Source organism: Methylophilus sp. VKM B-3414, assembly GCF_032248435.1.
GTDB lineage: Bacteria > Pseudomonadota > Gammaproteobacteria > Burkholderiales > Methylophilaceae > Methylophilus > Methylophilus glucosoxydans.
The window spans coordinates 599,218-623,085 of record NZ_JAVTLI010000003.1; the positions used below are offsets into that span (position 1 = coordinate 599,218).

Genomic DNA, 23,868 nt, shown 5'->3' on the forward strand with positions numbered 1-23,868 from the left:
GTGGCTTTAGGTGGTGAGTCGTTTGGTGATGTTAACTAACTGTAGCGAAATATCGGCGATGCCGGTTTTACGCTTAAAAGCCATTTCAGCCAGGAGTGAATAAGCCTGGTCTTCGCTGAGATCGCGCTGATGCATGAGAATGTCACGCGCGCTATCCACCAACTTCTGGTCTTCAAGACTCAGAATGTCGCGTGGAACGGGAGGCATGCCAGAAGCCATAACAGAATTGGGTGGTCTCATTGATCGTTTAATCAGATTATTACTGCTAGAGTTTTAGCAAACTGTATGCCAGCTGGATAAGCTTTGATAACAATATGATTCTAATCAGGAAACAGGCGGGACCTTTCTTTTTTGATGGCGGCGCTGTTCTAACTAGTCTGCACCACCACAGTGCAGTTGCACCAGTTCGCTAGGAGGAGTGGGCCTGTGTAGAGTTTTGCGCAGATGAGCGCTTTTTGTTACAGTGCAGAGATTAAAAAAAGGAAGAAATGGCATGTTAAAAGGGTTGTTGGGGCAGGTGTTTTGGGGATTGCTGGCACTCTTGGGGGCTACCGCTTTTGCACAAATTGCCTGGTGGCGTGGAGAAACATTGAATGCACTGTGGCTGATCACGGCGGCAGTGTGTGTTTACCTGATTGCCTATCGTTTTTATGCGGCCTGGATTGCGGCCAAAGTGCTGAGTATTGATGCCACCCGGGCCACACCGGCAGAGCGGTTGAATAATGGCCGCGATTATGTGCCCACGCATCGCTGGGTGGTCTTCGGTCATCACTTTGCGGCCATTGCCGGGCCAGGTCCTTTGGTTGGGCCTACCCTGGCGGCACAATTCGGATTTTTGCCAGGCACCTTATGGATACTGATCGGGGCTGTGCTGGGCGGCGCAGTGCAGGATATGGTCACGCTGTTTTTATCTACCCGCCGCGATGGCCGCAGTCTGGGGCAAATGGCGCGAGATGAAATCGGCGCTATTGGTGGAACCGCCGCCATGATTGCAACGTTGGTCATCATGATTATTTTGATCGCAGTGCTGGGTCTGGTCGTGGTCAACGCCATGAAACACAGCCCCTGGGGCACGTCGACGGTTGCCGCGACCATTCCTATTGCCATGGTCGTCGGTGTCTATATGCGTTATCTGCGTCCGGGTCGTGTGCTTGAGGCGTCGTTGTTGGGCGTCGCTTTGCTGCTTGGTTCAGTGGTGTTGGGTGGCTGGGTTGATCATCATCCGACCCTGGCGGCGCTGTTTGACCATGAAGGCTTGCCATTGGCGTTTAGCGTGATTGCCTATGGCTTTGCCGCGGCTGTGTTGCCGGTGTGGTTGTTGCTGGCCCCCCGCGATTATTTATCGACTTATATGAAGCTGGGCACGGTCATGATGCTGGCTGTGGCGATTTTATGGCTACGGCCCGAGATACACATGCCCGCGATCACGCCGTTTATTGATGGCACGGGGCCGATTTTTGGCGGCAAGTTGTTTCCGTTTGTGTTTATTACGATTGCCTGCGGCGCGATTTCTGGCTTTCATGCCTTGATTGCCAGCGGTACCACGCCCAAGCTGATTTCCAGTGAGGGCGATATCCGCATGATCGGTTATGGCGCCATGTTGCTAGAGAGTTTTGTTGCCATCATGGCCATGATCGCGGCAACCGTGTTAGAGCCTGGCGTCTATTTTGCGATTAACAGCCCGGCAGGCGTGGTCGGTAAAGAGGCGCTGGATGCTGTGAATACCATCAGCAGTTGGGGCTATCCGGTCACCGTGGAACAGATGCAGCATCTGGCAAGTGCGATGGGGGAAACGACCTTGTTTGCCCGCACCGGGGGCGCACCTAGCCTAGCGGTGGGTATGGCCAGTATTCTGGGCACGGTATTCGGAGAGCATTTGCTGGCCTTGTGGTATCACTTCGCCATTATGTTTGAGGCGATCTTCATTCTCACCACACTCGATGCAGGCACGCGCGTGGGTCGCTTTATGCTGCAAGATATGTTGGGTAACTTGCATCCCAAGTTAGGGGAAACCTCCTATACGCCGTCAGTGGTGTTAACCAGCGCGTTGATCGTCGCTGGCTGGGGTTATTTCCTCTATATCGGGGTGATTGACCCGAATGGCGGGGTCAATATTTTATGGCCGCTGTTTGGGATTGCCAACCAGATGTTGGCCGCGATTGCCCTGTCGGTTGCCACCGGGATCTTGATCAAGTCTGGCCGCGCGAATAAGGCCTGGATCACTGCGTTGTCCTTGGTCTGGTTGCTGGTGGTGACCACCAGTGCGGCTTACGAGAAGATTTTTAGTCAGGATATCCGGGTCGGTTTTTTTGCGGCCGCGAATGATTTGGCGCAGAAGCTGTCTACAGGGGTATTGCCGCCAGAAAAGGCGGCTGTTGCGCCGCAACTGATTTTTAACCAGCAGTTAGATGCCTGGCTCACCTTGTTTTTTGTGACCATGCTGTGGGTGGTGGTTGTGGATATGGTCAGGATGAGTAGACGTAGCCTGGCCGGTTTGCCCGTGAGTGCAAGTCATGAAGCGGCGTACGTGGCGACTAAACTGGGCTAGAGGAGGAACATCATGCGATTGCTCAAGCAAATATGGCAGCGCGTCAGACAGCTTTCTGGCGATGATGCCTATGAACGCTATCTGGCTCATTATGCCGAGCATCATGCGCATTTGCCTGATGCGCCGCCTCCGCTAGGGCGGGCGGCATTTTTCAAACAATGGCAAGATCAAAAATGGACAGGCGTCAAACGGTGTTGCTGACTGAAATGGATCCAGGGGATATTTCGCGCATTATTGAGATGGCGTGGGAGGATCGTACGCCGTTTGAGGCGATTGCCAGCCAGTTTGGGCTCAGGCAGGCAGACGTGATTATCCTCATGCGGCAGCAATTAAGTTCGGCTGCATTTATTGCCTGGCGTAAACGTACGCGTGGCCAGCATACCAAGCACCAGGCGCTACGCAGCCAGGCGGTGAGCCGGCATTGCTCGTCCTATCAACACAAGCAATACCGTCCTTAGCATTTTTTATCGCGCGCCGCGAATGTAACAAAGCTGTTTCAGCCGCACATGCGGCTACGGATTCAGTTAAAATAGGATTTTAACGTCAATCCTAGTGTTTCCCATGCCTAAATACCGTTCTCACACGACTACTCAAGGTCGTAACATGGCTGGTGCCCGCGCCTTGTGGCGTGCCACTGGTATGAAAGATGAAGATTTTTCCAAGCCGATTATCGCGGTGGCTAACTCGTTTACGCAGTTTGTTCCTGGCCACGTGCATTTAAAAGATCTAGGCCAACTGGTTGCCCGTGAAATTGAAAAAGCGGGTGGCGTAGCCAAGGAATTTAACACGATTGCTGTCGATGACGGTATCGCCATGGGGCATGGAGGCATGCTCTACAGCCTGCCTAGCCGTGATTTGATTGCTGACAGTGTTGAGTATATGGTGAATGCGCACTGTGCGGATGCGCTGGTGTGTATCTCCAACTGTGACAAGATCACGCCGGGCATGTTGATGGCGGCATTACGCTTGAATATCCCTGTCGTATTTGTCTCTGGTGGGCCGATGGAAGCCGGTAAAGTGAACTGGCAAGGCCAGATACGCAAGCTCGATTTGGTCGATGCCATGGTCGAAGCCGCAGATAGTCATGTCAGTGATGAAGAGGTGGCAGAGGTAGAACGTTCTGCGTGCCCAACCTGCGGTTCCTGTTCGGGCATGTTTACCGCCAACTCGATGAACTGTCTGACTGAAGCCCTGGGCTTAAGTTTGCCAGGCAATGGTTCTACACTCGCCACCCATGCTGCGCGCAAGCAGTTGTTCTTGCAAGCGGGTCGACTGATTGTTGAGCTGGCAAAACGCCACTACGAGCAGGATGATTACAGTGTGTTGCCACGCAATATCGCGACCATGCAAGCGTTTGAGAATGCCATGAGTCTGGATGTGGCCATGGGCGGCTCTACCAATACCGTCTTGCATTTGCTGGCGGCTGCGCATGAAGCCGGTGTCGATTTCACCATGAAAGACATCGACCGCATCTCACGTCAGGTACCGTGCGTTTCCAAAGTGGCACCTGCAACCAGCAAATATCACATGGAAGATGTGCATCGTGCCGGTGGCGTGATGGGCATCCTGGCCGAACTGAATCGTGCCGGTGTCATCCATACGGGCGTGCCAACCGTTCATAGTGCAACCATGGGCGAAGCACTGGCCAAATGGGACATTATGACCACGCAGGATGAGGACGTGAAAAAGTTTTATCGTGCTGCGCCTGGTGGCATTTCAACCACCATCGCGTTTAGCCAGAGCATGCTATGGCCAGAGCTGGATAATGACCGCGAAAACGGCTGTATCCGCGACAAGGCCCATGCCTACTCGCTGGATGGGGGGCTGGCCGTGCTGTATGGCAATATTGCGCAAGATGGCTGTATCGTGAAAACAGCAGGCGTGGATGACAGTATTCTTAAATTCACCGGGCGCGCCCGTGTATTTGAAAGCCAGGACTCTGCCGTGGACGCCATTCTTAACGACAAGATTGTGGCCGGGGATGTCGTGGTGATTCGCTATGAAGGGCCGCGTGGCGGGCCGGGCATGCAAGAAATGCTTTATCCGACCTCCTACCTCAAGTCCAAAGGGTTGGGTAAAGCCTGTGCCTTGCTGACTGATGGCCGTTTCTCAGGCGGTACATCCGGCCTGAGTATTGGGCATGCCTCGCCAGAAGCTGCTGAAGGCGGTGCGATCGGCCTGGTGCAGGAAGGCGATACCATAGAAATTGATATTCCGAATCGCACCATACACCTGGCGGTGACTGATGAAGAAATGGCGCACCGCCGTGCAAACATGGAGGCCAAAGGTGCCCAGGCATGGAAACCGCTGAGCCGTGAGCGCCTGGTCTCACCTGCCTTGCGTGCTTACGCCGCCATGAGCACCAGTGCCGCCAAAGGCGCCGTGCGTGATGTGACCCAGATCGAAAGGGGAAGATAATGAACGACGAATGTAGCATCCTCGCCAAAAGCATGGAAATGACCAAGCGCATGAAGTTGCATGCGCATGTCAATCAATGGCAAGACGAAAACGGTCTGCAATATCTCGAAATTGATAATCCGCTGGCGACCGGCAAGATTGCCTTGCAGGGCGCACATGTCATGCACTGGCAACCCAAGTTCCTTTCACACCCGGTTTTATGGTTGTCTAGCAATGCGCGGTATGTCAAAGGGCGTTCTATCCGCGGTGGCGTCCCCATTTGCTGGCCGTGGTTTGGCGCACATCCTACCGACAGCACTTTGTGTCCGCATGGCTTTGCGCGCGTGATTCCCTGGCGAGTCATGGATATTGACGCAACGCCGACCGGTGCCACCCGCATCATTCTCGAAATGCAGCAAACGCCAGAAGCACAACGTCAGTTGTCCTATCCTTATGAGCTGACGCTGACCATTACCATTGGCCGCCGCTTGCGGATTGATCTGGCGACCACCAATCTGGCTGAGCATCCATTTGTGATTAGTGAAGCCTTTCACACCTATTTTAATGTGAGTGATTTATCCAATATTAAAATCACCGGCATGCAAGATTTGGTTTATCTGGATAAGCTACTCAAATACGAGCGCAACGTCGAGCACAACCCATTGAGCTTTGACGGCCACGAATATGACCGCGTTTATGTCGATCACAGCTCTGATTGTTCTATCCATGACAGCGGCTATAACCGCATCATCCATGTGTCCAAATCCGGCAGTGATACTACGGTCGTCTGGAATCCTGGTGCCGATAAGGCTGCGACCATGGGCGATATGGGCGTGGGCGAAGAGTGGCGCAAGACCATTTGTGTGGAAACAACCAACGCGCTGGATAATATGGTGGTGATTAATCCAGGCCGCAAACATGTCCTGAGCGCCGAGTATTCGATCGAGACCCTGTAACCTTGTTGTGACACGTGTCAACCATCTTGTTTCACGTGCGTTTTTAGGGTGTTGGCAAAACGCCAAACTGGTTCAAATTATCAATACGGCCTCGTATTTTAGCGGTTTTACTATTGTAGATTTTGGCTGGTCAGGTAAGATGCCACATGCACGAAAATTGCATTTCGGGGTTCTATTTATTTAGAGGATATTCAAGGAGATCGCATGAAAGTTTTATTATCCGCAATCGCAGCAGCGACCATGTTGATGGCAGGTTCTGCTCACGCTGTTGACGCTGCCGCTGCTAAAGCATTGGCACAAAAAAGCGGCTGTTTGGCTTGCCACAGTGTGGATGCTAAAGTATTGGGCCCAGCTTACAAAGATGTTGCTGCTAAATACAAAGGCGACAAAGGTGCTGAAGCTAAATTGATCGCTAAAGTTAAAGCGGGTGGTAGCGGTGTTTGGGGCAATATTCCAATGCCAGCAAACAGCCCACAAGTGAAAGACGAAGACATCAAAACCATTGTTGAATGGGTATTGTCTCTGTAATTCCAGCGTTGCTGTGAATCAAAAAAGCCGACTCAATCGTCGGCTTTTTTATTGCTGCTCGCGCGGCCTAAATGATTAGCGCAAGCGGCTGTGTCTGAGTGAGTAAACAAAATAGAACACCACGCCCACCACCGCCCACAAGCCAAAGCGATGCCAGGTTGAGGCGGGTAAAAACGACATCAGCGCACCGCAGGTGATGACACCTCCGAGTGGGATCAGCGGATTAAAAGGATTTTTGAACGGCCGCGGTAAGTCTGGATGGGTCTGACGCAAGCGGATCACGCCAATGCAGACCATAATGAAACTGGCTAGCGTCCCGATATTGACCGTTTCTGCCAATTCGCCGAGCGGGATAAAACCGGCCACGATGGAAACCACCGTTCCGCAAAGCAAGATAATTTTACTGGGTGTTTGGCGGTCAGGATTCACTGCTGAAAATACCGGGGAAATCAGGCCGTCGCGGCTCATGGCAAATAAAATACGTGTCAGGCCGTAGAGCAGCACCAGCAGCACAGTAATCAAGCCAGCCAGCACGCCAGTCGCCACCAGTGTGGATGACCAGGTATAACCCAGTTTGGTCAATGCATAAGCCACGGGTGACGAGGTATTCAGCTCGTGATAAGGAATCACACCGGTCAGCGTGCCAGAGACGATGATATAAATAATGGTACAAAATGATAGTGAAGCGATCAGCCCAATCGGTAAGTCGCGTTGTGGCAGTTTGCATTCTTCGGCCGCGGTTGACACAGCATCAAAGCCAAAATAGGCAAAAAAGACCAGCGAGGCGCCAGCCAGTACGCCAATATTTTTGCCATTGTCCAGCGTTTCAAACCAGCCAAACGGCATAAATGGCAGCCAGTTTTCGGTGTGAATATGACCCACGGACAAGGCGAGAAAAATCGCAATCGTGGACAGTTTGATAATCACCATCAGGTTATTGGCTCGCGCACTTTCCTTGACGCCGACCATGAGTAGCAGGGTCAGTACCCAGATAATGGCAAAGGCTGGCAGGTTGATGGTGCCGCCTAACACCGGTGCCTTGGTCAGGTGCGCTGGCAAGTGTAGCCCGAGGTTGCTCAAGGTGTTTACAAAGTAACCTGCCCAGCCATTGGCAACCGCTGCAGCGCCAACGCCATACTCCAGTAATAGCATCCATCCCATCATCCATGCAGCAAACTCGCCAAACGCGACATAGCTGTAACCATAGGCGCTGCCAGAGCCGCCAACTGAAGACGAGAGTTCGGCATAAGATAACGCCGCAAATCCTGCAGCGATGGCCGCAATAATAAATGAAAGGACGACGGCAGGGCCAGATTGGGTCGCGGCCGCGATACCGGTCAGGACAAAAATGCCGGTACCGATGGCGCCACCGATGCCTAGCAAGGCCAGGTCAAAGGCGGTTAAACATTTTTTCAGGCCGGTATGCGCATGTGGTTGGATAGGTTTTTTGCGCAATAATTGTTCTAGCATTGATTGTTTCTCCCCATGTCTGCCTAGGGTAAAGCAATCGTTGTACCAGCGTCAATGCTGCTGATGGATTAGCTCGCGTAATGCCGGCTGAGTGTGGCAATCATGTAGCCATGATCGAGCACACCCGCACTTTCGCGCAGGCTGTGCATGGCCCACATCGGGTTACCGACATCGACGGTGGCGATGCCTAATTGCGCTGCCATGATGGGCCCTATGGTGCTGCCGCAGCCTAAATCGGTGCGGTGCGCATATTGTTGATAGGGGACCTCCGCTTGTTCACACAAGTGGATAAAGCGCGCAGCCGTGACGGCATTGGTGCTGTAGCGCTGGTTGGCATTGGTTTTAATGACCGGGCCCTGGTTGACTTGCACATGGTGACACGGTTCATAGCTGCCGGCATGATTGGGGTGAAAGGCATGCGCCATATCGGCACTGATAAAAAAACTGTTGGCAAAGCTGCGCAGCTTGTCTTCTGGCGTGAGATGAGTGCTATGACAAATTCGCTCAATCACATCCAGCAAAAAACTGCCACCCGCCCCCGTGGCGCTTTCAGAGCCCACCTCTTCGTGGTCAAACAGTGCACAAATAGAGGTCGCCTGCGGCGTTTCGGTGCCTAACAGGGCTTCCAACGCGGCATGGCACGAGGCCAGGTTGTCCAGTTGGCTGTTGGCAATAAATTCTTGTTCCATGCCCCAGAAACTGCCGCGCTGGGTGTCATAAAAAGTGAGATCCCAGCCAGCAATGACGTCTGCGGGCACGGCCAGTTTGCCGGCGAGTGTATCAATCAGCAATTGTTTGGCTTCGGTGCTGTTGGCTGCGTGACCAAAAATCAGGGGCAGACCGGTTTGCTTGTTGAGTACCAGGCCTTTTTCATTCACTTCGCGGTTCATGTGTATGGCCAGATTGGGCAGACGCGCCATCGGCTGCTCCAATTTGACCAGACGCGTTTGCAGGCCCTCAGGGGTGCGGAGCACCACACGACCGGCCAGACTCAAGTCGCGGTCGGTAAAAGTGGCCAGAATGGGGCCGCCATAGACTTCTACCCCTAGTTGCGCCAGACCTTCTGTGCTGTAAGCTGCATGCGGTTTCAGGCGCAGGCCGGGTGAGTCGGTATGCGCGCCGACAATGCGCAGGCCGCTGTCGGGAAGGGCTTGTTGACCAAGTACAAAGGCAATGATGGAGCCGCCATCACGCACTACGAAATATTTACCCCCTGCCTTGAATTGCCAAGGTTCGTTTTCACGCAGGTTTTTAAAGCCATGCGCCTTGAGTCGGCTTGCGACCGTGTCTACCGCGTGCCAAGGGCTGGGGCTTTGATCAATAAAATCCAGCAGGGCTTGCGCGTGTTGTCTGGCTTCTACTGAAACTCGCATATTAAACCCAGTCCTTTTCAATCAAAAAGTCAGTATACAGTTTGGCCTCTGCGCTACGGGCTTCAGGTTTCCAGTCATAGCGCCATTTAACGATGGGCGGCATAGAGAGCAAGATGGACTCTGTACGTCCATTGGACTGTAACCCAAAGATCGTGCCGCGATCAAAAATCAGGTTGAACTCAACATAACGGCCTCTGCGATAAGCCTGGAAATCGCGTTCGCGTTCGCCATAAGGCGTCTCTTTACGCCGTTGCACAATGGGCAAATAGGCATTGATAAAGGCATCACCCACCGCACGTTGCAAGGCAAAGCTTTTTTCAAAGCCCAATTCACTAAAGTCATCAAAAAAGACACCGCCGATTCCGCGCGGCTCCTTGCGATGCTTGAGGAAAAAGTAAGCATCACAGTCTTTTTTGAATTTGGGGTAATAATCGGCGCCAAAGGCAGCCAGCGCTTCTTTATTAACGCGGTGAAAGTGGATGCAATCGTCTTCAAAGCCATAGTAAGGCGTCAGATCCATGCCGCCGCCAAACCACCAGATATCCTCTTCACCCGCCTGTTGCGCCCGCGCGACAAAAAAACGCACATTCATGTGTACGGTCGGCACATAGGGGTTGTGCGGGTGAAACACCAGGGAGACGCCCATGGCCTCCCAGGGGCGGCCCGCTGCTTCGGGATGTGCGACGCTGGCCGCAGGCGGCAGCTTGTTGCCGAGCACATGTGAAAAGCCAACCCCAGCCCGCTCAAACACGTTGCCGCCTTCGAGCAGGCAAGAGTTCCCGCCCCCACCTTCAGGGCGCTGCCAGCTATCCTGCAAAAAGGTTTTGCCATCGACGAGTTCAATGGCTTCGACAATACGGGCCTGCAAGCCTTGCAGGTAATCAAAGACGGCCTGGGGTTGGATCTGGTTTGTCATGACAGCTTAGTTTTTGATGGCGCGGTAACCGATATCTTTACGGTACTGAGCACCGTCGAACTGGATTTGTTCCAGTACTTTATAAGCTTGCTGTTGCGCAAACTTGACCGTTTCGCCCAAGGCCGTCACACACAAGACGCGACCGCCACTGGTGACTACCTTGCCGTCCTTGAGGGTGGTGCCAGCGTGGAACACATGACCATCCTGTACGTCTTTCGGCAAGCCATGAATTTCATCGCCCAATCTGGGGGTATCCGGGTAATTGGCGCTTGCCATCACCACACCCAAGGCAAAACGTCTGTCCCATTCTGCTTGTGCCTGGTCCAGCGTGCCATTGACTGCGTGTTCAGCCAGTTCGACCAGGTCTGATTTCAGGCGCATCATGATGGGCTGCGTTTCGGGGTCACCCATGCGGCAATTGAACTCCAGTGTTTTCACATCGCCTGCCGGTGTAATCATCAACCCGGCATACAGAAAGCCAGTGTAGGGAATGCCATCTTTGGCCATGCCTTCAACGGTAGGCACAATAATCTCGCGCATGGCTTTGGCGTGGATCTCTGGCGTCACCACTGGCGCAGGCGAGTAAGCGCCCATGCCGCCGGTGTTGGGGCCTTGGTCGGCATCAAGCAGGCGTTTGTGGTCCTGGCTGGTGGCGAGCGGCAAGATGTTTTTGCCATCGACCATGACCATAAAGCTGGCTTCTTCGCCAGTCAAAAACTCTTCAATGACTACGCGTGCACCGGCATCGCCGAGCTTATTGTCAGCCAGCATCGCATCGACTGCGGCGTGGGCCTCTTCCAATGTCATGGCAACCACCACGCCTTTGCCCGCTGCCAGGCCGTCCGCCTTAATGACGATGGGTGCGCCATTGGCATCAATGTAGGCATGCGCTGGTGCGACCTCGCTGAAGGTCTGGTATTTGGCGGTAGGGATGTTGTGGCGGACCATAAATGCTTTGGCAAAATCCTTGGAGCTTTCCAATTGTGCCGCTGCTTTAGTCGGGCCAAAAATCTTCAGGTCAGCGGCGCGGAATGCATCGACCACGCCTTGCGATAACGGGGCTTCCGGGCCGACAATAGTCAGCGCAATTTGCTCATCTTCGGCAAATTTCACCAACTCATCGATTTTGGTTATCGGCACATTGATCATGTCAGGATTTGTCGCGGTGCCTGCATTACCGGGAGCAACATAAACGCGGCTCACTGCTTTGTTTTGTGCGGCTTTCCAGGCCAGTGCGTGCTCACGACCGCCAGAACCAATCACTAAAATTTTCATCTTTTATTACCTGATTAAGTTTGAGCCACAGAGAACTCAGAAGACACAGAGTAGCACTCAAAGGCGGAATGCTTTGAAGACGTTCTTTGTGTTCTCTGTGGCAAAAAGAATTAATGTCTAAAGTGGCGAATGCCGGTCACGACCATGGCCAGGCCACGTTCATCAGCCGCCGCAATCACTTCCTCATCGCGCATGCTACCACCGGGATGGATCACGCAACTCGCACCTGCATCGGCCAGTACGTCTACGCCGTCCCGGAACGGGAAAAATGCGTCAGAAGCGACCACTGAGCCTTGCAGGCTCAAGCAGGCATTTTGCGCCTTGATGGCGGCGATTTTGGTACTGTCGACACGGCTCATCTGGCCTGCACCCACGCCTAAGGTCATGCCATTGCCACAGAATACGATGGCATTGGACTTGACGTATTTAGCCACGTTCCAGGCAAACAGCAGGTCTTGCATTTGTTGTGGCGTTGGTTGCAGTTTGGTGACCACTTTCAGGTCTGCCATGTGCATCTCATGGTTGTCGGCAGATTGCAGCAAAATGCCTGAACCCACACGTTTGGAGTCGACGGCATTGCGGCCTTGTTCCCAAGCCGTATTGCCACCTTGGGGCAAGGCAATTTTCAACACGCGGACATTGGCTTTGGCGGTAAAAATGGCTAGGGCTTCTGGCGTAAAATCGGGGGCAATCAGCACTTCGACAAATTGTTTGGAAACGGCTTCGGCAGCTGCGCCATCAAGCGTGCAGTTGAAGGCAATGATGCCACCAAAAGCTGAGGTCGGATCGGTTTTGAAGGCTTTGCTGTAGGCTTCCAGTGCGTTCACGCCCAGGGCTACACCGCAAGGGTTGGCGTGTTTGACAATCACGCAGGCCGGGCCGGTGAAAGATTTCACAGCTTCCCAAGCCGCATCTGCATCGGCGATGTTGTTGTAACTCAATTCTTTGCCCTGCAATTGTTGCGCGGTGGCCAGGCTGCCTGGGGCAGGGTAGAGGTCACGGTAGAAGGCGGCTTGCTGATGGCTGTTTTCACCATAACGCAGGTCTTGTACTTTGACAAAATTGCTGTTCATCTGGCCTGGGAACTGGCTCAGGACTGGCTTGCCTGCCGCTTCGGTTTCGGTGAAGTCAATGGCGGACAAGTAGTTGCTGATGGCGGCATCGTATTGGGCAATGCGGTTAAATGCGGCCACAGACAATTTGAAACGTGTCGCTTTGGACACGGCGCCCTGATTAGCTTTCAACTCGTTGACCACTTCAGCGTACTGGGCAGCGTCTGTCAGTACGGCGACATCGTTCCAGTTTTTGGCTGCGGAACGTACCATGGCCGGACCGCCGATATCAATGTTTTCAATCGCATCTTCAAGCGTGCAGTTGGGCTTGGCCACCGTCGCTTCAAACGGATAGAGATTGACGGCGAGCAAGTCGATATTCTCAATGCCATATTGCTGCATGGCCGCCACATGTTCAGGCAGGTCGCGGCGTCCCAGCAGGCCACCGTGCACCTTGGGGTGCAGCGTTTTGACCCGGCCATCCAGCATTTCTGGAAAACCGGTAAAGTCGCTCACTTCTTTGACGGGAATGTGGTTGTCACGGAACAGTTTTGCAGTGCCCCCCGTGGAAAGGATTTCTACACCCAGTTGGTGTAGGGATTGTGCCAGTTCCAGCACACCGGTTTTATCGGAAACACTGATAAGCGCGCGTTTAATCGTCATAATGAGTTTGAATGGAGTCGCTAAATAAAAAATGAAAAGGCTAAAAAATGAAAAAGGTCTGATGTTGAGATGTCATCAGACCGGGGTCATGCTTATTCTAGGCCGTAGGCGGCCATTTTTTTTCTTAGGGTATTGCGGTTAATGCCCAGCATGTCGGCGGCTTTGCTCTGGTTGCCGCCCACTTTGTTCAATACGTATTCCAGCATGGGCTTTTCCACGCAGCCAAGCACCATTTCGTAAATCGCATGCGGCGGTTGCCCATCCAGATGCATGAAATAGTCGTCCAGAGACTCGCGTACGGCGAGACTTAATTTACTATCAGTTTGCATTAGGCTGCGAGCTCCTGGGTGCCTGGGTGCTCTTGATCCAGTTCAGTCTCCTCGGCGTAGACCAGACGGTCGTTTTTCGCACGGAGCTCGGTAAAGAAGTCATTGATGGCTTGTAATTGTAATTCTATGGTTTGCAAGGTATTCATATTGTGACGGAAGGCAGCAGAGCCAGATAAGCCCTTGGTATACCAGGAAATATGCTTGCGTGCGACGCGCATGCCAGTGAGGTCACCATAAAAAGCATACAAGTCATGCAAGTGCTCCAGCATCACCTGGTGAATTTCATCTACGGTCGGCGGCAGCATGTGCTCGCCAGTCTTCAGAAAGTGCTCGGTTTCGCGGAAGATCCAGGGGCGGCCTTGGGCTGCACGGCCGATCATGACGGCGTCGGCCTGGGTGTAATCAAGCACAAATTTGGCTTTTTCTGGCGTGGTGATATCGCCATTGGCAATCAGCGGAATCTTGATTTGCTGCTTGACGGCGGCAATCGTGTCATATTCGGCGTCGCCATGGTAAAGGTCATTGCGCGTGCGGCCATGAATCGTCAGCGCCTGAATGCCGATGTCTTCTGCCATTCTGGCAATCTGGATGGCGTTTTTATTTTGTCTATCCCAGCCGGTACGGATTTTCAGGGTGACTGGCACATCCACCGCATTCACCACAGCCTTGAGAATTTGGGACACCAGCGGCTCGTCTCGCAGCAGGGCAGACCCTGCCATCACATTACAGATTTTTTTGGCCGGGCAACCCATGTTGATGTCGATGATTTGTGCACCATTGTCGACGTTATGTTTGGCGGCCTCGGCCATCATGGCCGGTTCTGCGCCGGCAATTTGTACCGAGATCGGGCTGACTTCGCCTTCATGGTTGGCGCGGCGCTTGGTTTTTTCACTGCCATACAATAAGGAATTGGAGGTGACCATTTCGGAGACGGCCAGCCCTGCCCCCATTTTTTTGCACAACATGCGGAAAGGACGGTCAGTCACGCCCGCCATAGGGGCAACCACCAGGTTGTTCTTAAGTTGATGCGGTCCGATTTGCATGCTTGGATAAGTCAGTGAAAAGACTGACTATTTTAACTGCAAATCGCAGACGAGGGAATGTTTAAAGTAGCATTTTTGCTTATTTTTTACGCAGATTAATGTGTGTGTTGATTAGTTGCATGGCGCGGTCGCGGAATAACGTTCCTTCGGTGTCTTTGACCCACATGTGCATTAGGCCTGAGAAAAACAGGTGGGTGTCCCAGGCGAGTTCTTGCGGACTAAGCTGGGTGCCGACCTGGCCGATTTCCTGTGCTTTGGCGTAGGCCTGTTCCATTTTGTGCACGAGTCCGCTACAGTTACCTAAAATAGATTTCAGTACATCGGCAAACTCATCCACGTATTCACACTTGGTCATCATGACTTCATAAGTTGCGCGCGTGGTGGTGTCGTCATTAAGAATCTGTACGGTGTTTTCGAGGTGTTTGCGAATGCGGCCCAGCGGGTCAATATTGGACTCTTCCGCGTTCCCGAGTAGGGTGTCATCCATGCGGTCTATCAGTGGCAAATACACTTCTTCGCGCATGGCATGAAACAAATCTGCCTTATTCTGGAAATGCCAATAGACGGCGCCGCGCGTAACATTGGCATGGGAGGCAATCTGTTCCAGGCTGGTGCGGCTAACCCCTTTTTGCAGAAACATCTGTCGCGCAGCATCAATAATGTGTTGGCGCGTGATGGCGGCATCTTCTTTGGTTTTACGTACCATAAGTATTTATCGCTCTTTCATAAATTCATGAATGTTTCATTTGAATGGCGTATTTTATCAGCGGTCACTGGCAACTTGTGACGGCTCGAGATGGGCAAATTTTTTGCAAAATCCATTTACATACATTCGTGTTTGTATATAATATACATCCAATGATGTATGTAATCAAGTCTATTTTAAAACTAAACAGAGGATAACATGTTGATTTCACAGACTATCCAGCCTCGTCATGCCTTGCTCGTGCTTGCTTTAAGCCTGGGATTGAGTGCTTGCGGAAAATCTTCACAGCAGCAAAATCCAGCCGCAGGCGGCATGCCTGCGATGCCAGTCACCGTACAAACCGTCGCCGCTGAAACCATCCCGGTGCAGACTGAGGTGGTTGCGCAAACCGAGGGCGCCAAGCAAATTGAAGTGCGTCCCCGCGTCGGTGGTATTGTGCTTAAACGCCTCTATCAAGAAGGGGATGCGGTCAAGGCCGGGCAGGATATGTTCTTGATTGATCCTGTTCCGTACCAGTTGCAGGTAGATCAGTCCAAGGCGCTGATTGCACAGCAAAAAGCCCGCATTGAGCAAACGGCACGTGAGGCGCAACGTCTTAAGGGTTTGCTGGAGAGCCACTCTATCAGTCAGCGTGAATATGATAATGCGGCCTCTGATAACTCTGTTGCCGCAGCGACTTTGTTGCAATATCAGGCGCAACTGCGTGAAGCAGAGCTGAATCTGTCTTATACGCATGTTAAAGCGCCAGAGAGTGGGATTGCCGGTCGCTTTGTGTTGTCAGAAGGGGCGTTGGTCAGTGCCAACACTACCCTGTTGAGCACCATCGTACAATTGTCGCCGATTTGGGTCCGCTTCAGCCTGTCCGAGTCCGAGCTCACAGCGTTGGGCGGGCATTTGCGCCCAGGCCGCGTGCAGGATGTACGATTGATCCTGGCAGACAATACTGAATATCGTTATTCAGGCAAGATTAACTTCTCTGCCAGTCAGATTGACCCGGCATTGGGGACGCAGCAACTGCGGGCCGAGTTCCAGAATGCGGACAGTGCCTTGTTGCCAGGTCAGTTTGTGCGAGTGCGCCTGACCACTGGCAAGCGTGATGGCGTCTTCCTGATTCCGCAAACGGCCGTATTGACTGGTCAGCAAGGCAAGTTTGTCTTTGTGGCCGAAAAAGATAAAGAAGGCAAAACGGTGGCCGCGGTCAGGCCGATTGTCGCGGGTGGCTGGTTTGACAACCGCTGGACGGTACTGGATGGCTTGAAAGCCGGCGATCAGGTCATTGTCGACAACCTGATCAAGGTGAGACCTGGTGCACCGGTGGCTCCACATGCACCAGACGCTGCGCCAGCCCAAGCGGCACCGGCACCAGCCAAGTCTTAACGCATTCACCGTCTTTGTTGAATAAGCCCATTATGTTACCAAGGGCCTGGGCATGTACCAGGCCCGTCTCAGGGAAAACGATATGACCCGATTTTTTATCACACGCCCGATTTTTGCCAGCGTGCTGTCTATCATCATCGTGTTGGCAGGTCTCGCAGCGGCATTCCAGTTGCCGATTGCCCAATATCCGCAAATTGCACCCCCTACGGTGCTGATTACGGCCAGCTATCCTGGTGCCAGCGCAGAAACACTGTCAAAAACCGTGGCTGCCCCGATTGAGGAGCAGCTAAGTGGTGTGGAAAACCTGCTTTACTTTAACTCCAGTTCTGACAGCAGTGGGACCTTAACCATTACCGCCACATTTGATGTCGGTACCGATGTCAATCAGGCGACCTTTAACGTTAGTAACCGCGTGAACATTGCGTTGCCGCGTTTGCCCGAAGATGTACGCCGGACCGGGGTTGTGGTTCAAAAACGTTCGAATGACATCCTGCTGGTCGTGATGCTCACCTCGAAAAACAAAGACCATAATCGTTTGTTCCTGAGTAACTACGCCACCTTGAATTTGCTGGATGAATTCAAGCGCATCAAGGGCGTGGGCGATGTCACCATTTTTGGTGGGCAAGATTACTCCATGCGTGTCTGGTTGCGTCCTGACCGCATGGCGCAACTGGGGGTGTCTACCAGCGATGTTTCTGCGGCCATCAGCGCACAAAACGCGCAGTATGCCGCAGGCAAGATCGGTGCCGAGCCCGCTTTGCCTGATCAGCAATTGTCATTTACCGTGACAGCTAAAGGACGGTTGATTGACCCTGAAGAGTTCGGCAACATTATTTTGCGTGCGCAAGGCCCCAACGGTGTCTTGCACCTGAAAGATGTGGCACGCATCGAGTTGGGCGCACAAAGCTATAACGTGACTTCTGCACTCGATGGCCAGGCCGGTGTGGCAATGCCGGTCTTTTTACAGACCGGTGCCAATGCACTGGATACCGCCAATGCGATCAAGGCCAAGGTGGAAGAGTTAAAAGCCAAATTCCCGCAAGGCATGGAATACAACATTCCTTATGACACCAGTGACTTTGTGAAAGCCACCATCAAAGAAGTGTTCCATACCTTTGGTGAGGCACTGGTACTGGTCGTGATCGTGGTGTTCCTGTTCCTGCAAAGCTGGCGCGCAACCCTCATTCCGATGATTGCAGTGCCGATTTCGATTGTTGGTACGTTTGCCGGCTTGTATGTGTTCGGCTTTTCGATCAACCTGCTGACTCTGTTTGCCATGATTCTGGCCATCGGCATTGTGGTGGATGATGCGATCGTGGTGCTTGAGAACACCGAGCGTTTGATGAAAGAGGAAGGCTTGAACCCGCTGCATGCGGCGATTAAGTCTATCGCACAAGTGCAAGCGGCGGTGGTGGCGATTGTACTGGTCCTGTGCGCAGTGTTTGTTCCTGTGGCATTCCAGGGCGGCATTGCCGGGCAGCTCTATCGTCAGTTCGCGGTCACTGTGGCCATTGCTGTGGTCATTTCAGGCGTGGTGGCGTTAACGCTGACCCCTGCTTTATGTGCCATGATTCTGAAGAGTGGCGGTCATCACGAAAATGCTTTTTTCAGAAAGTTTAACCAGGGCTTTGGCCGGTTGACAAACTTGTACACGGGCACCGTCCGCTTGACTCTTCGTCACAAATTGATTGGTGCCGTCGTGTTTGGGGCCATGCTGGTGGTGATGATCTTCCTGTTCCGTACCGTGCCCGGTGGATTTGTGCCGCCAGAAGATCAGGGCTATGTCATTAGCATTGTGGTGATGCCAGATGGTGCCACCTTGAAGCGGACTTCCCAGACCATGGAAAACATCCGGTCAGCGGTCGCGAAAGATCCTGCCACTGCGCATGAGTTTGCGGTGAATGGGTTTGAATTGCTCACCGGCGCCAACAAAACCAATGCGGCGACCATGTTTGTCCGTATGACGGATTGGGAAAAGCGTACGACCAATGCCGACCAGATGGTTGGAAAGTTGATCGGCATAGGCATGAGTCAGCCGGATGGCATGGGCTTTGCCGTGAACCCGCCAGCGATTCGTGGCTTGGGTTCTGCGGGTGGTTTTGAGGTCTATGTGCAGAGTCATGGGGATACGGATCCCATCAAGCTGGCGCAAGTCATGAACAACTTTATGGATGCAATGCGTGCCAATCCGCAACTGACACAGATTAATAGTTTCTTCCGGCCGACCGTACCGCAGTTGTACATCGAGGTAGATGAAGCCAAAGCCTTGTCACAGAATGTGAAAATTGCGGATATTTACGCGACCTTGCAGAGCACCATGGGTTCGCTCTATGTTAACGACTTTAACCGTAATGGCCGGACTTACCGCGTGCAGTTGCAAGCCGAGGCGGGTTACCGCATGAAGCCTGAAGACCTGGGCAAAGTGTATGTACGTAGCCAGCCGACGGATGATAATCCGAATGGCAATATGGTGCCGATGTCTGCATTGGCAAAAGTCAGCAACATCGTCGGTGCCGAACAGCTGGAACGCTACAATGGCCTGCTGTCTGCCAAAGTGTTCGGTAGCGGTGCGCCCGGCGTGAGCTCTGGCGATGCGATCAAACTGGTGGAAAAAATCGCCAAGGAAAACTTGCCGGATGGTTACCAGATTGCCTGGACCGGTCAGGCTTACCAGGAAAAACGGACCGGTTCTGCTGCGCTGGTGGCCTTTGGCTTCGCCACCATCATGGTGTTCCTGATCCTGGCGGCACAGTTTGAAACCTGGTCCTTGCCGCTGGCAGTGATCATGGCGATCCCGTTTGCCATGACAGGTGCCTTGCTGGCAGTGTTGACGCGTGGCATGAACAACGACATCTACTTCCAGATTGGCCTGATTACACTGATTGGTCTGGCGGCTAAAAACGCCATCCTGATTGTGGAATTTGCCTCGCAAAAAATGGAAGAGGGCATGCCGTTGGCTGAAGCTGCGCTTGAAGCCGCCCGCTTGCGCTTCAGACCGATTGTGATGACGTCCATGGCGTTTGTGCTGGGGATTATTCCACTGGTATTTGCGACCGGTGCAGGTGCTGCAGCGCGTCAATCCATGGGGACGGGCGTCTTCGGCGGCATGTTGCTGGCAACCTTTATTGCCACCATCTTTATCCCATTGTTCTTTACCTGGCTGACCAGTGAGAAAAAAGTGCGTCACCATGGTCATGTTGAAGAAGAGGAAGCGGTATGAAACCGACAGTAAAACAACTGGTGTGGGCACAACGCCCGCTCATCATCGCGCTGGCAGCCTTGTCGTTGGCAGGTTGCCAGTTACTGGGCCCGCTATACAGCCGCCCTGACAGTCCGCTGCCACAGGGGTATGTCGAGCCCCAAGCGGCGACGTCGACGGCGGTGCCTGCGGCACAAATGCAGCAATGGTGGTCCTTGTTTAATGATCCAGTGTTAACCCGGCTGATTGATACTGCGCTGGTCAACAACAGTGATGTGCAGCTCGCCGTGGCACGCATTGAACAATACGATGCCGTGGCGCGTGAAACCTCTGGCAATGTGCTGCCGACCATCACGCTGGACAACAACAATACCCGTACCAGAATTACCGGGGCAGGGCCTAACCCGGTTTTCGGGGTCAACCCGCGTAATGACAATAAACTGGCGTTAAACGGCAGTATTGAGCTGGATGTGTGGGGCAAGTTGAGAACGGCCAATGTCGCGGCACGGGCCAATCTGCTGTCGACCGAGTATGCCCGTGAGGCAGTACGCTGGTCATTGGTAGGGCTCGTGACCAATCAATACCTGATAATCCGTAGTCTGGATGGACAGTTGGCAGTCAACGCCGAAAACATCAAAACGGCGCAAGAAAGCCTGGCCATGACACAGCGGCAGCTGGATGCAGGCGTCAATACCGCGCTGGATGTTAATCAGGCTGAGCTGGTGGTGACCAATTTACGCGCGCAATCGCTGGAGTTGCAGCGCCAACGTTCAATCAGCGAGCATCAGCTCGGAGTGTTGACTGCAGACTTAAGCGTCAAAATCCCGGTCGGCGGTTTAATGTCCATGCCGATACCGCCGATGCCTCCCGCAGGCTTGCCATCCACCTTGCTGGAATCACGTCCGGATATCCGCCAGACTGAGCAGGATTTGATCGCTGCACATGCGAATGTGAAATTGGCAAAAGCAGCCCTGTATCCGACCTTGTCACTGACCGGGGCTTATGGTGGCGAGAGTAAAATCCTGAGTGACCTGTTTACGGCGCCAGCCAAAATCTGGACACTGGGCTTTGCAGCAAGCTTGCCAATATTCAATGGTGGACGCTTGAACGCCAGGGTCGATCAGGCCTCTGCCTTGCAGAAGCAGGCCGTGATTAACTACCAGGCTGCCTTGCGGACTGCGTTTAGCGAAGTGAATGATGCGCTGGTGAATGCGCGCCAATACCGTGAACAAGAAGCGGTTGCAGAGTCCAAGCAAAAAACCACTGCCAACATTTTGCGTATTTCGCAAAATCGGTATCAGGCGGGTTACTCCAGCTATCTTGAAGTGCTGGATGCGCAACGTAACCATAATGAGGCGACACAAGCCTTGGTTCAGAGCCGACAAAACACGCTGACAGCCACCGTGTCACTGTTTAAAGCCCTGGGCGCGGGTTGGGATCCAGAGCCACTAAAGAAAAAAGCCGAGGCTTCCAAGTAAGTCATGGCTTTATTCAGCGCGCCGGGAGTAATTATCTCCCGGCGTTTTTATTTGGCCGGCCGCATGCTGGCGAGGCTTGGAGATTTACGGTCTGCCAGCTAAGATGCTGCGATGTCTAGCCCCTCACTCAAGCACATTGCCTTTGCCAGTTTTATTGGTACAGCCATCGAATTTTACGATTTTTATATTTATGCCATGGCGGCAGCGCTGGTCATTGGTAAGGTCTTTTTCCCCGCCAGCGCGCCAGCGGTGCAATCGTTAAATGCCTTGCTAACCTTTGGTCTGGCGTTTATTGCACGGCCACTGGGCGCTTTGCTGTTTGGTCATTTTGGTGACCGTATCGGACGCAAATCCACCCTGGCCGCGTCATTGCTGGTCATGGGCTGCTCGACGTTTCTGATTGGCGTCTTGCCAGGCTACGATCAATGGGGGCTGTGGGCGCCGGCGCTGCTTTGTCTGTTACGGTTTGGTCAAGGCATCGGCTTGGGCGGCGAGTGGGCAGGGGCTGCCTTGCTGGCAACCGAATATGCGCCCGTACATCGTCGCAGCTGGTTTGGCATGTTTCCGCAACTGGGGCCTTCGATCGGCTTTTTACTCGCAACCTTGACCTTTTTGGCCTTAACTCTGGGGCTAACGGAGACACAATTTGAGCAGTGGGGCTGGCGCGTGCCGTTTATCGTCAGTGCGGCGCTGGTCATGGTCGGGCTATATGTCCGCTTCAAGCTGGCTGAAACGCCCGCATTCGCGCAGGCACAGTCTTCAAAAGAGTTGCATCGCTGGCCGCTTAAGGCATTGTTGGTCAGGCATGGACGTGCCATTGTGCTCGGTGCGCTGGCCATGGGGGTGTGTTATCACCTGTTTTATACGGCGACGGTGTTTTGCCTGAGTTATGGCACGCAAACCTTGCACATTGCGCGCCCGGTTTTTCTAGGGCTGTTGTGCATCGCTGTGCTTGGCATGGCCATGGCGACGCCGCTGGCTGCCTGGTGTTCAGACAAGGTTGGCCAGCGACCCGTGCTGATGCTCGGGCAAGGTCTGGCCGTATTGCTGGGATTTGCCCTGGCGCCGTTACTAGGCAGTGCAGATAGCTGGCTGATCCTAGTTTTTCTGTTTGCCGCGCTGTTTTTAATGGGCGTCACTTTTGCCCCCATGGGCGCTTTTCTGCCACAGCAGTTCCCGGTTGCTGTGCGTTATAGTGGGGCAGGGCTCAGCTATCAGCTCGGTGGTATTCTGGGTGCCTCCTTCGCACCGGCCATTGCTCAATCTCTGGTCAATCAGGGCGGCTTGACCTGGGTAGGGGCCTATCTTTCCAGCATGGCCTTGATCAGTTTGCTGGCCGTCTGGCGCATGTCGCCAAGCGCATCCAACCCGGATTGAATGCTGGGTGCATTCAGTGATTGAGTGGCTTTTAGTCTCTGTTTGCCTGCGCTGGTCGGGTCAGCAGTTATAATGCAGTTTTTTTCACGGTGATACGGCATGTTTACCCATCCGGGCTTTAACCCCATCGCATTACAAATCGGCAGTTTCGGTATCCACTGGTACGGTTTGATGTACCTGATCGGTTTTTTTGGTGGCCTGTGGTTGGGGCAGTATCAGGTCAACCGGTTGCGTAAACTGGACCCTAACTCGCCCTGGCAGGCGCGTGACCCGGACGACATGCTGTTTTACATCGCGCTCGGTGTCGTGCTGGGTGGGCGGTTAGGCTATGTGGTGTTTTACCAGCCCAGTTATTTCCTGCAACATCCGCTGGAAATCTTTGCCCTGTGGCAAGGGGGCATGTCGTTTCATGGCGGCTTTATTGGCGTCATGGTGGCCATGGCCTTGTTTGCCCGCAAGCGCGGCGTGATTTGGTTGCAATTGATGGACTTTGTGGCGCCGCTCGTGCCGATTGGCCTGGGGGCAGGCAGACTGGGTAATTTTATCAATGGCGAGTTATGGGGGCGGCCTACCCATGCGGATTGGGGCATGGTGTTCCCAGCCGTGGATCAGGTGGCACGGCATCCTTCGCAGTTGTACGAGTTTGCACTAGAGGGGATCGCGCTGTTTGTGATTCTCTGGTGTTTTGCGGGCAAAAAACGACCCATCGGTGCAGTGTCCGCCATGTTCTTGCTCTGTTACGGCAGCTTCCGTTTTCTGGTTGAGTTTACGCGCGAGCCAGATAGCTTCTTGGGCCTGCTATCGCTGGGGCTCAGCATGGGACAATGGCTCTGTGTGCCTATGATTCTGGCAGGGCTCTGGCTCATGCGCAGGGCGTATCGTCAGTCCTAAAGCCAGATTTCCATTAGGCGTTGCCTGGCTGAGTGGCACGTTCGAGGGCACTCAGCCACTGGATGGCATATTCGCTTCCTTGCTGTTCTTCGCCACACATCTCCAGGCTAGGGCTTAATCCGCCACAAAACGCTGGGCGTTGTGGCTGCCCAAACAATTTGCAGCGATAGGCCTCATCTAGTTGTATGCATGGCACACCCGCGGGCTTGCCATGTGGCATGCCGGGGATCGGACTATTGATAGACGGGGCAATGCAGCAGGCTCCGCAGTGTTGGCGGCATTCCATTCGG

At 53.5% G+C, this 23,868-nt stretch carries 21 protein-coding genes; 11 read left to right on the forward strand and 10 right to left on the reverse strand.

What is annotated here, in order from left to right:
• Positions 1–6: 6 nt before the first annotated feature.
• Positions 7–207 carry an ANTAR domain-containing protein gene (locus Q9292_RS05180; RefSeq protein ID WP_228518840.1) on the reverse strand — a complete coding sequence of 67 codons (201 nt, stop codon included), beginning with the start codon at positions 205–207 and terminating at the stop codon, positions 7–9.
• Positions 208–493: 286 nt separating this feature from the next.
• Between Q9292_RS05180 and Q9292_RS05185 the strand changes: the two genes are divergently transcribed.
• The 6 genes from Q9292_RS05185 to Q9292_RS05210 all read left to right on the forward strand — a co-directional run bounded on the left by Q9292_RS05185 (position 494) and on the right by Q9292_RS05210 (position 6,429).
• Positions 494–2,548, forward strand: coding sequence for a carbon starvation CstA family protein (locus Q9292_RS05185; protein WP_313985511.1), 2,055 nt, complete (start codon positions 494–496; stop codon positions 2,546–2,548).
• Positions 2,549–2,560: 12 nt separating this feature from the next.
• Positions 2,561–2,749 carry a YbdD/YjiX family protein gene (locus Q9292_RS05190; RefSeq protein WP_275356349.1) on the forward strand — a complete coding sequence of 63 codons (189 nt, stop codon included), beginning with the start codon at positions 2,561–2,563 and terminating at the stop codon, positions 2,747–2,749.
• Entirely contained in the window at positions 2,722–3,006 is a 285-nt protein-coding gene (locus Q9292_RS05195) for a TIGR03643 family protein (protein ID WP_313985514.1), read from the forward strand. The genes Q9292_RS05190 and Q9292_RS05195 overlap by 28 nt, the downstream gene beginning before the upstream one ends.
• A gap of 103 nt (positions 3,007–3,109) precedes the next feature.
• The gene (ilvD, locus tag Q9292_RS05200) at positions 3,110–4,966 is read left to right on the forward strand and encodes a dihydroxy-acid dehydratase (protein WP_313985518.1); all 1,857 of its coding nucleotides are present in this window, start codon (positions 3,110–3,112) and stop codon (positions 4,964–4,966) included.
• On the forward strand, positions 4,966–5,901 hold the full coding sequence (locus tag Q9292_RS05205) for a D-hexose-6-phosphate mutarotase (protein ID WP_194748705.1): 936 nt from the start codon (positions 4,966–4,968) through the stop codon (positions 5,899–5,901). Before ilvD ends, Q9292_RS05205 begins: the two co-directional genes overlap by 1 nt.
• Positions 5,902–6,105: 204 nt before the next feature.
• Positions 6,106–6,429, forward strand: a complete 324-nt coding sequence (locus Q9292_RS05210) for a c-type cytochrome (protein ID WP_194748704.1) — start codon at positions 6,106–6,108, stop codon at positions 6,427–6,429.
• 75 nt (positions 6,430–6,504) lie between these two features.
• Here Q9292_RS05210 and Q9292_RS05215 read toward each other — a convergent pair whose 3' ends face one another.
• The 8 genes from Q9292_RS05215 to Q9292_RS05250 all read right to left on the reverse strand — a co-directional run bounded on the left by Q9292_RS05215 (position 6,505) and on the right by Q9292_RS05250 (position 15,256).
• Positions 6,505–7,899, reverse strand: coding sequence for an amino acid permease (locus tag Q9292_RS05215; RefSeq protein ID WP_275356348.1), 1,395 nt, complete (start codon positions 7,897–7,899; stop codon positions 6,505–6,507).
• 68 nt (positions 7,900–7,967) lie between these two features.
• Positions 7,968–9,272, reverse strand: a complete 1,305-nt coding sequence (locus Q9292_RS05220) for a M18 family aminopeptidase (RefSeq protein ID WP_313985528.1) — start codon at positions 9,270–9,272, stop codon at positions 7,968–7,970.
• Between the two features lies 1 nt (position 9,273).
• Positions 9,274–10,188, reverse strand: coding sequence for an oxygen-dependent coproporphyrinogen oxidase (gene hemF / locus Q9292_RS05225; protein ID WP_194748701.1), 915 nt, complete (start codon positions 10,186–10,188; stop codon positions 9,274–9,276).
• Positions 10,189–10,194: 6 nt separating this feature from the next.
• A complete protein-coding gene (purD, locus tag Q9292_RS05230; RefSeq protein WP_194748700.1) occupies positions 10,195–11,463 on the reverse strand; it encodes a phosphoribosylamine--glycine ligase in 1,269 nt (422 codons plus the stop codon).
• Between the two features lie 110 nt (positions 11,464–11,573).
• Entirely contained in the window at positions 11,574–13,178 is a 1,605-nt protein-coding gene (gene purH / locus Q9292_RS05235; RefSeq protein ID WP_313985532.1) for a bifunctional phosphoribosylaminoimidazolecarboxamide formyltransferase/IMP cyclohydrolase, read from the reverse strand.
• A 92-nt stretch (positions 13,179–13,270) separates the two neighbouring features.
• Positions 13,271–13,507 carry a helix-turn-helix domain-containing protein gene (locus tag Q9292_RS05240; protein WP_194748698.1) on the reverse strand — a complete coding sequence of 79 codons (237 nt, stop codon included), beginning with the start codon at positions 13,505–13,507 and terminating at the stop codon, positions 13,271–13,273.
• A complete protein-coding gene (gene dusB, locus Q9292_RS05245; RefSeq protein WP_275356345.1) occupies positions 13,507–14,550 on the reverse strand; it encodes a tRNA dihydrouridine synthase DusB in 1,044 nt (347 codons plus the stop codon). The genes Q9292_RS05240 and dusB overlap by 1 nt, the downstream gene beginning before the upstream one ends.
• Before the next feature lie 79 nt (positions 14,551–14,629).
• A complete protein-coding gene (locus Q9292_RS05250; RefSeq protein WP_194748696.1) occupies positions 14,630–15,256 on the reverse strand; it encodes a TetR family transcriptional regulator in 627 nt (208 codons plus the stop codon).
• A 198-nt stretch (positions 15,257–15,454) separates the two neighbouring features.
• Between Q9292_RS05250 and Q9292_RS05255 the strand changes: the two genes are divergently transcribed.
• From Q9292_RS05255 to lgt, 5 genes are all read left to right on the forward strand, one after another.
• Positions 15,455–16,633, forward strand: a complete 1,179-nt coding sequence (locus Q9292_RS05255; protein WP_275356344.1) for an efflux RND transporter periplasmic adaptor subunit — start codon at positions 15,455–15,457, stop codon at positions 16,631–16,633.
• Between the two features lie 82 nt (positions 16,634–16,715).
• Positions 16,716–19,853 (forward strand): multidrug efflux RND transporter permease subunit, encoded by a 3,138-nt coding sequence (locus tag Q9292_RS05260; protein ID WP_313985541.1) that lies wholly within the window; start codon positions 16,716–16,718, stop codon positions 19,851–19,853.
• A complete protein-coding gene (locus tag Q9292_RS05265) occupies positions 19,850–21,310 on the forward strand; it encodes an efflux transporter outer membrane subunit (protein WP_275356342.1) in 1,461 nt (486 codons plus the stop codon). Before Q9292_RS05260 ends, Q9292_RS05265 begins: the two co-directional genes overlap by 4 nt.
• Before the next feature lie 111 nt (positions 21,311–21,421).
• Entirely contained in the window at positions 21,422–22,687 is a 1,266-nt protein-coding gene (locus Q9292_RS05270) for an MFS transporter (protein ID WP_313985545.1), read from the forward strand.
• Between the two features lie 99 nt (positions 22,688–22,786).
• Complete coding sequence (gene lgt, locus Q9292_RS05275) at positions 22,787–23,578, forward strand: prolipoprotein diacylglyceryl transferase (protein WP_313985548.1); 792 nt, start codon at positions 22,787–22,789, stop codon at positions 23,576–23,578.
• 13 nt (positions 23,579–23,591) lie between these two features.
• Here the strand turns inward: lgt and Q9292_RS05280 are convergent, their stop codons facing one another.
• The gene (locus Q9292_RS05280) at positions 23,592–23,864 is read right to left on the reverse strand and encodes a YkgJ family cysteine cluster protein (protein ID WP_313985551.1); all 273 of its coding nucleotides are present in this window, start codon (positions 23,862–23,864) and stop codon (positions 23,592–23,594) included.
• Positions 23,865–23,868 lie beyond the last annotated feature (4 nt).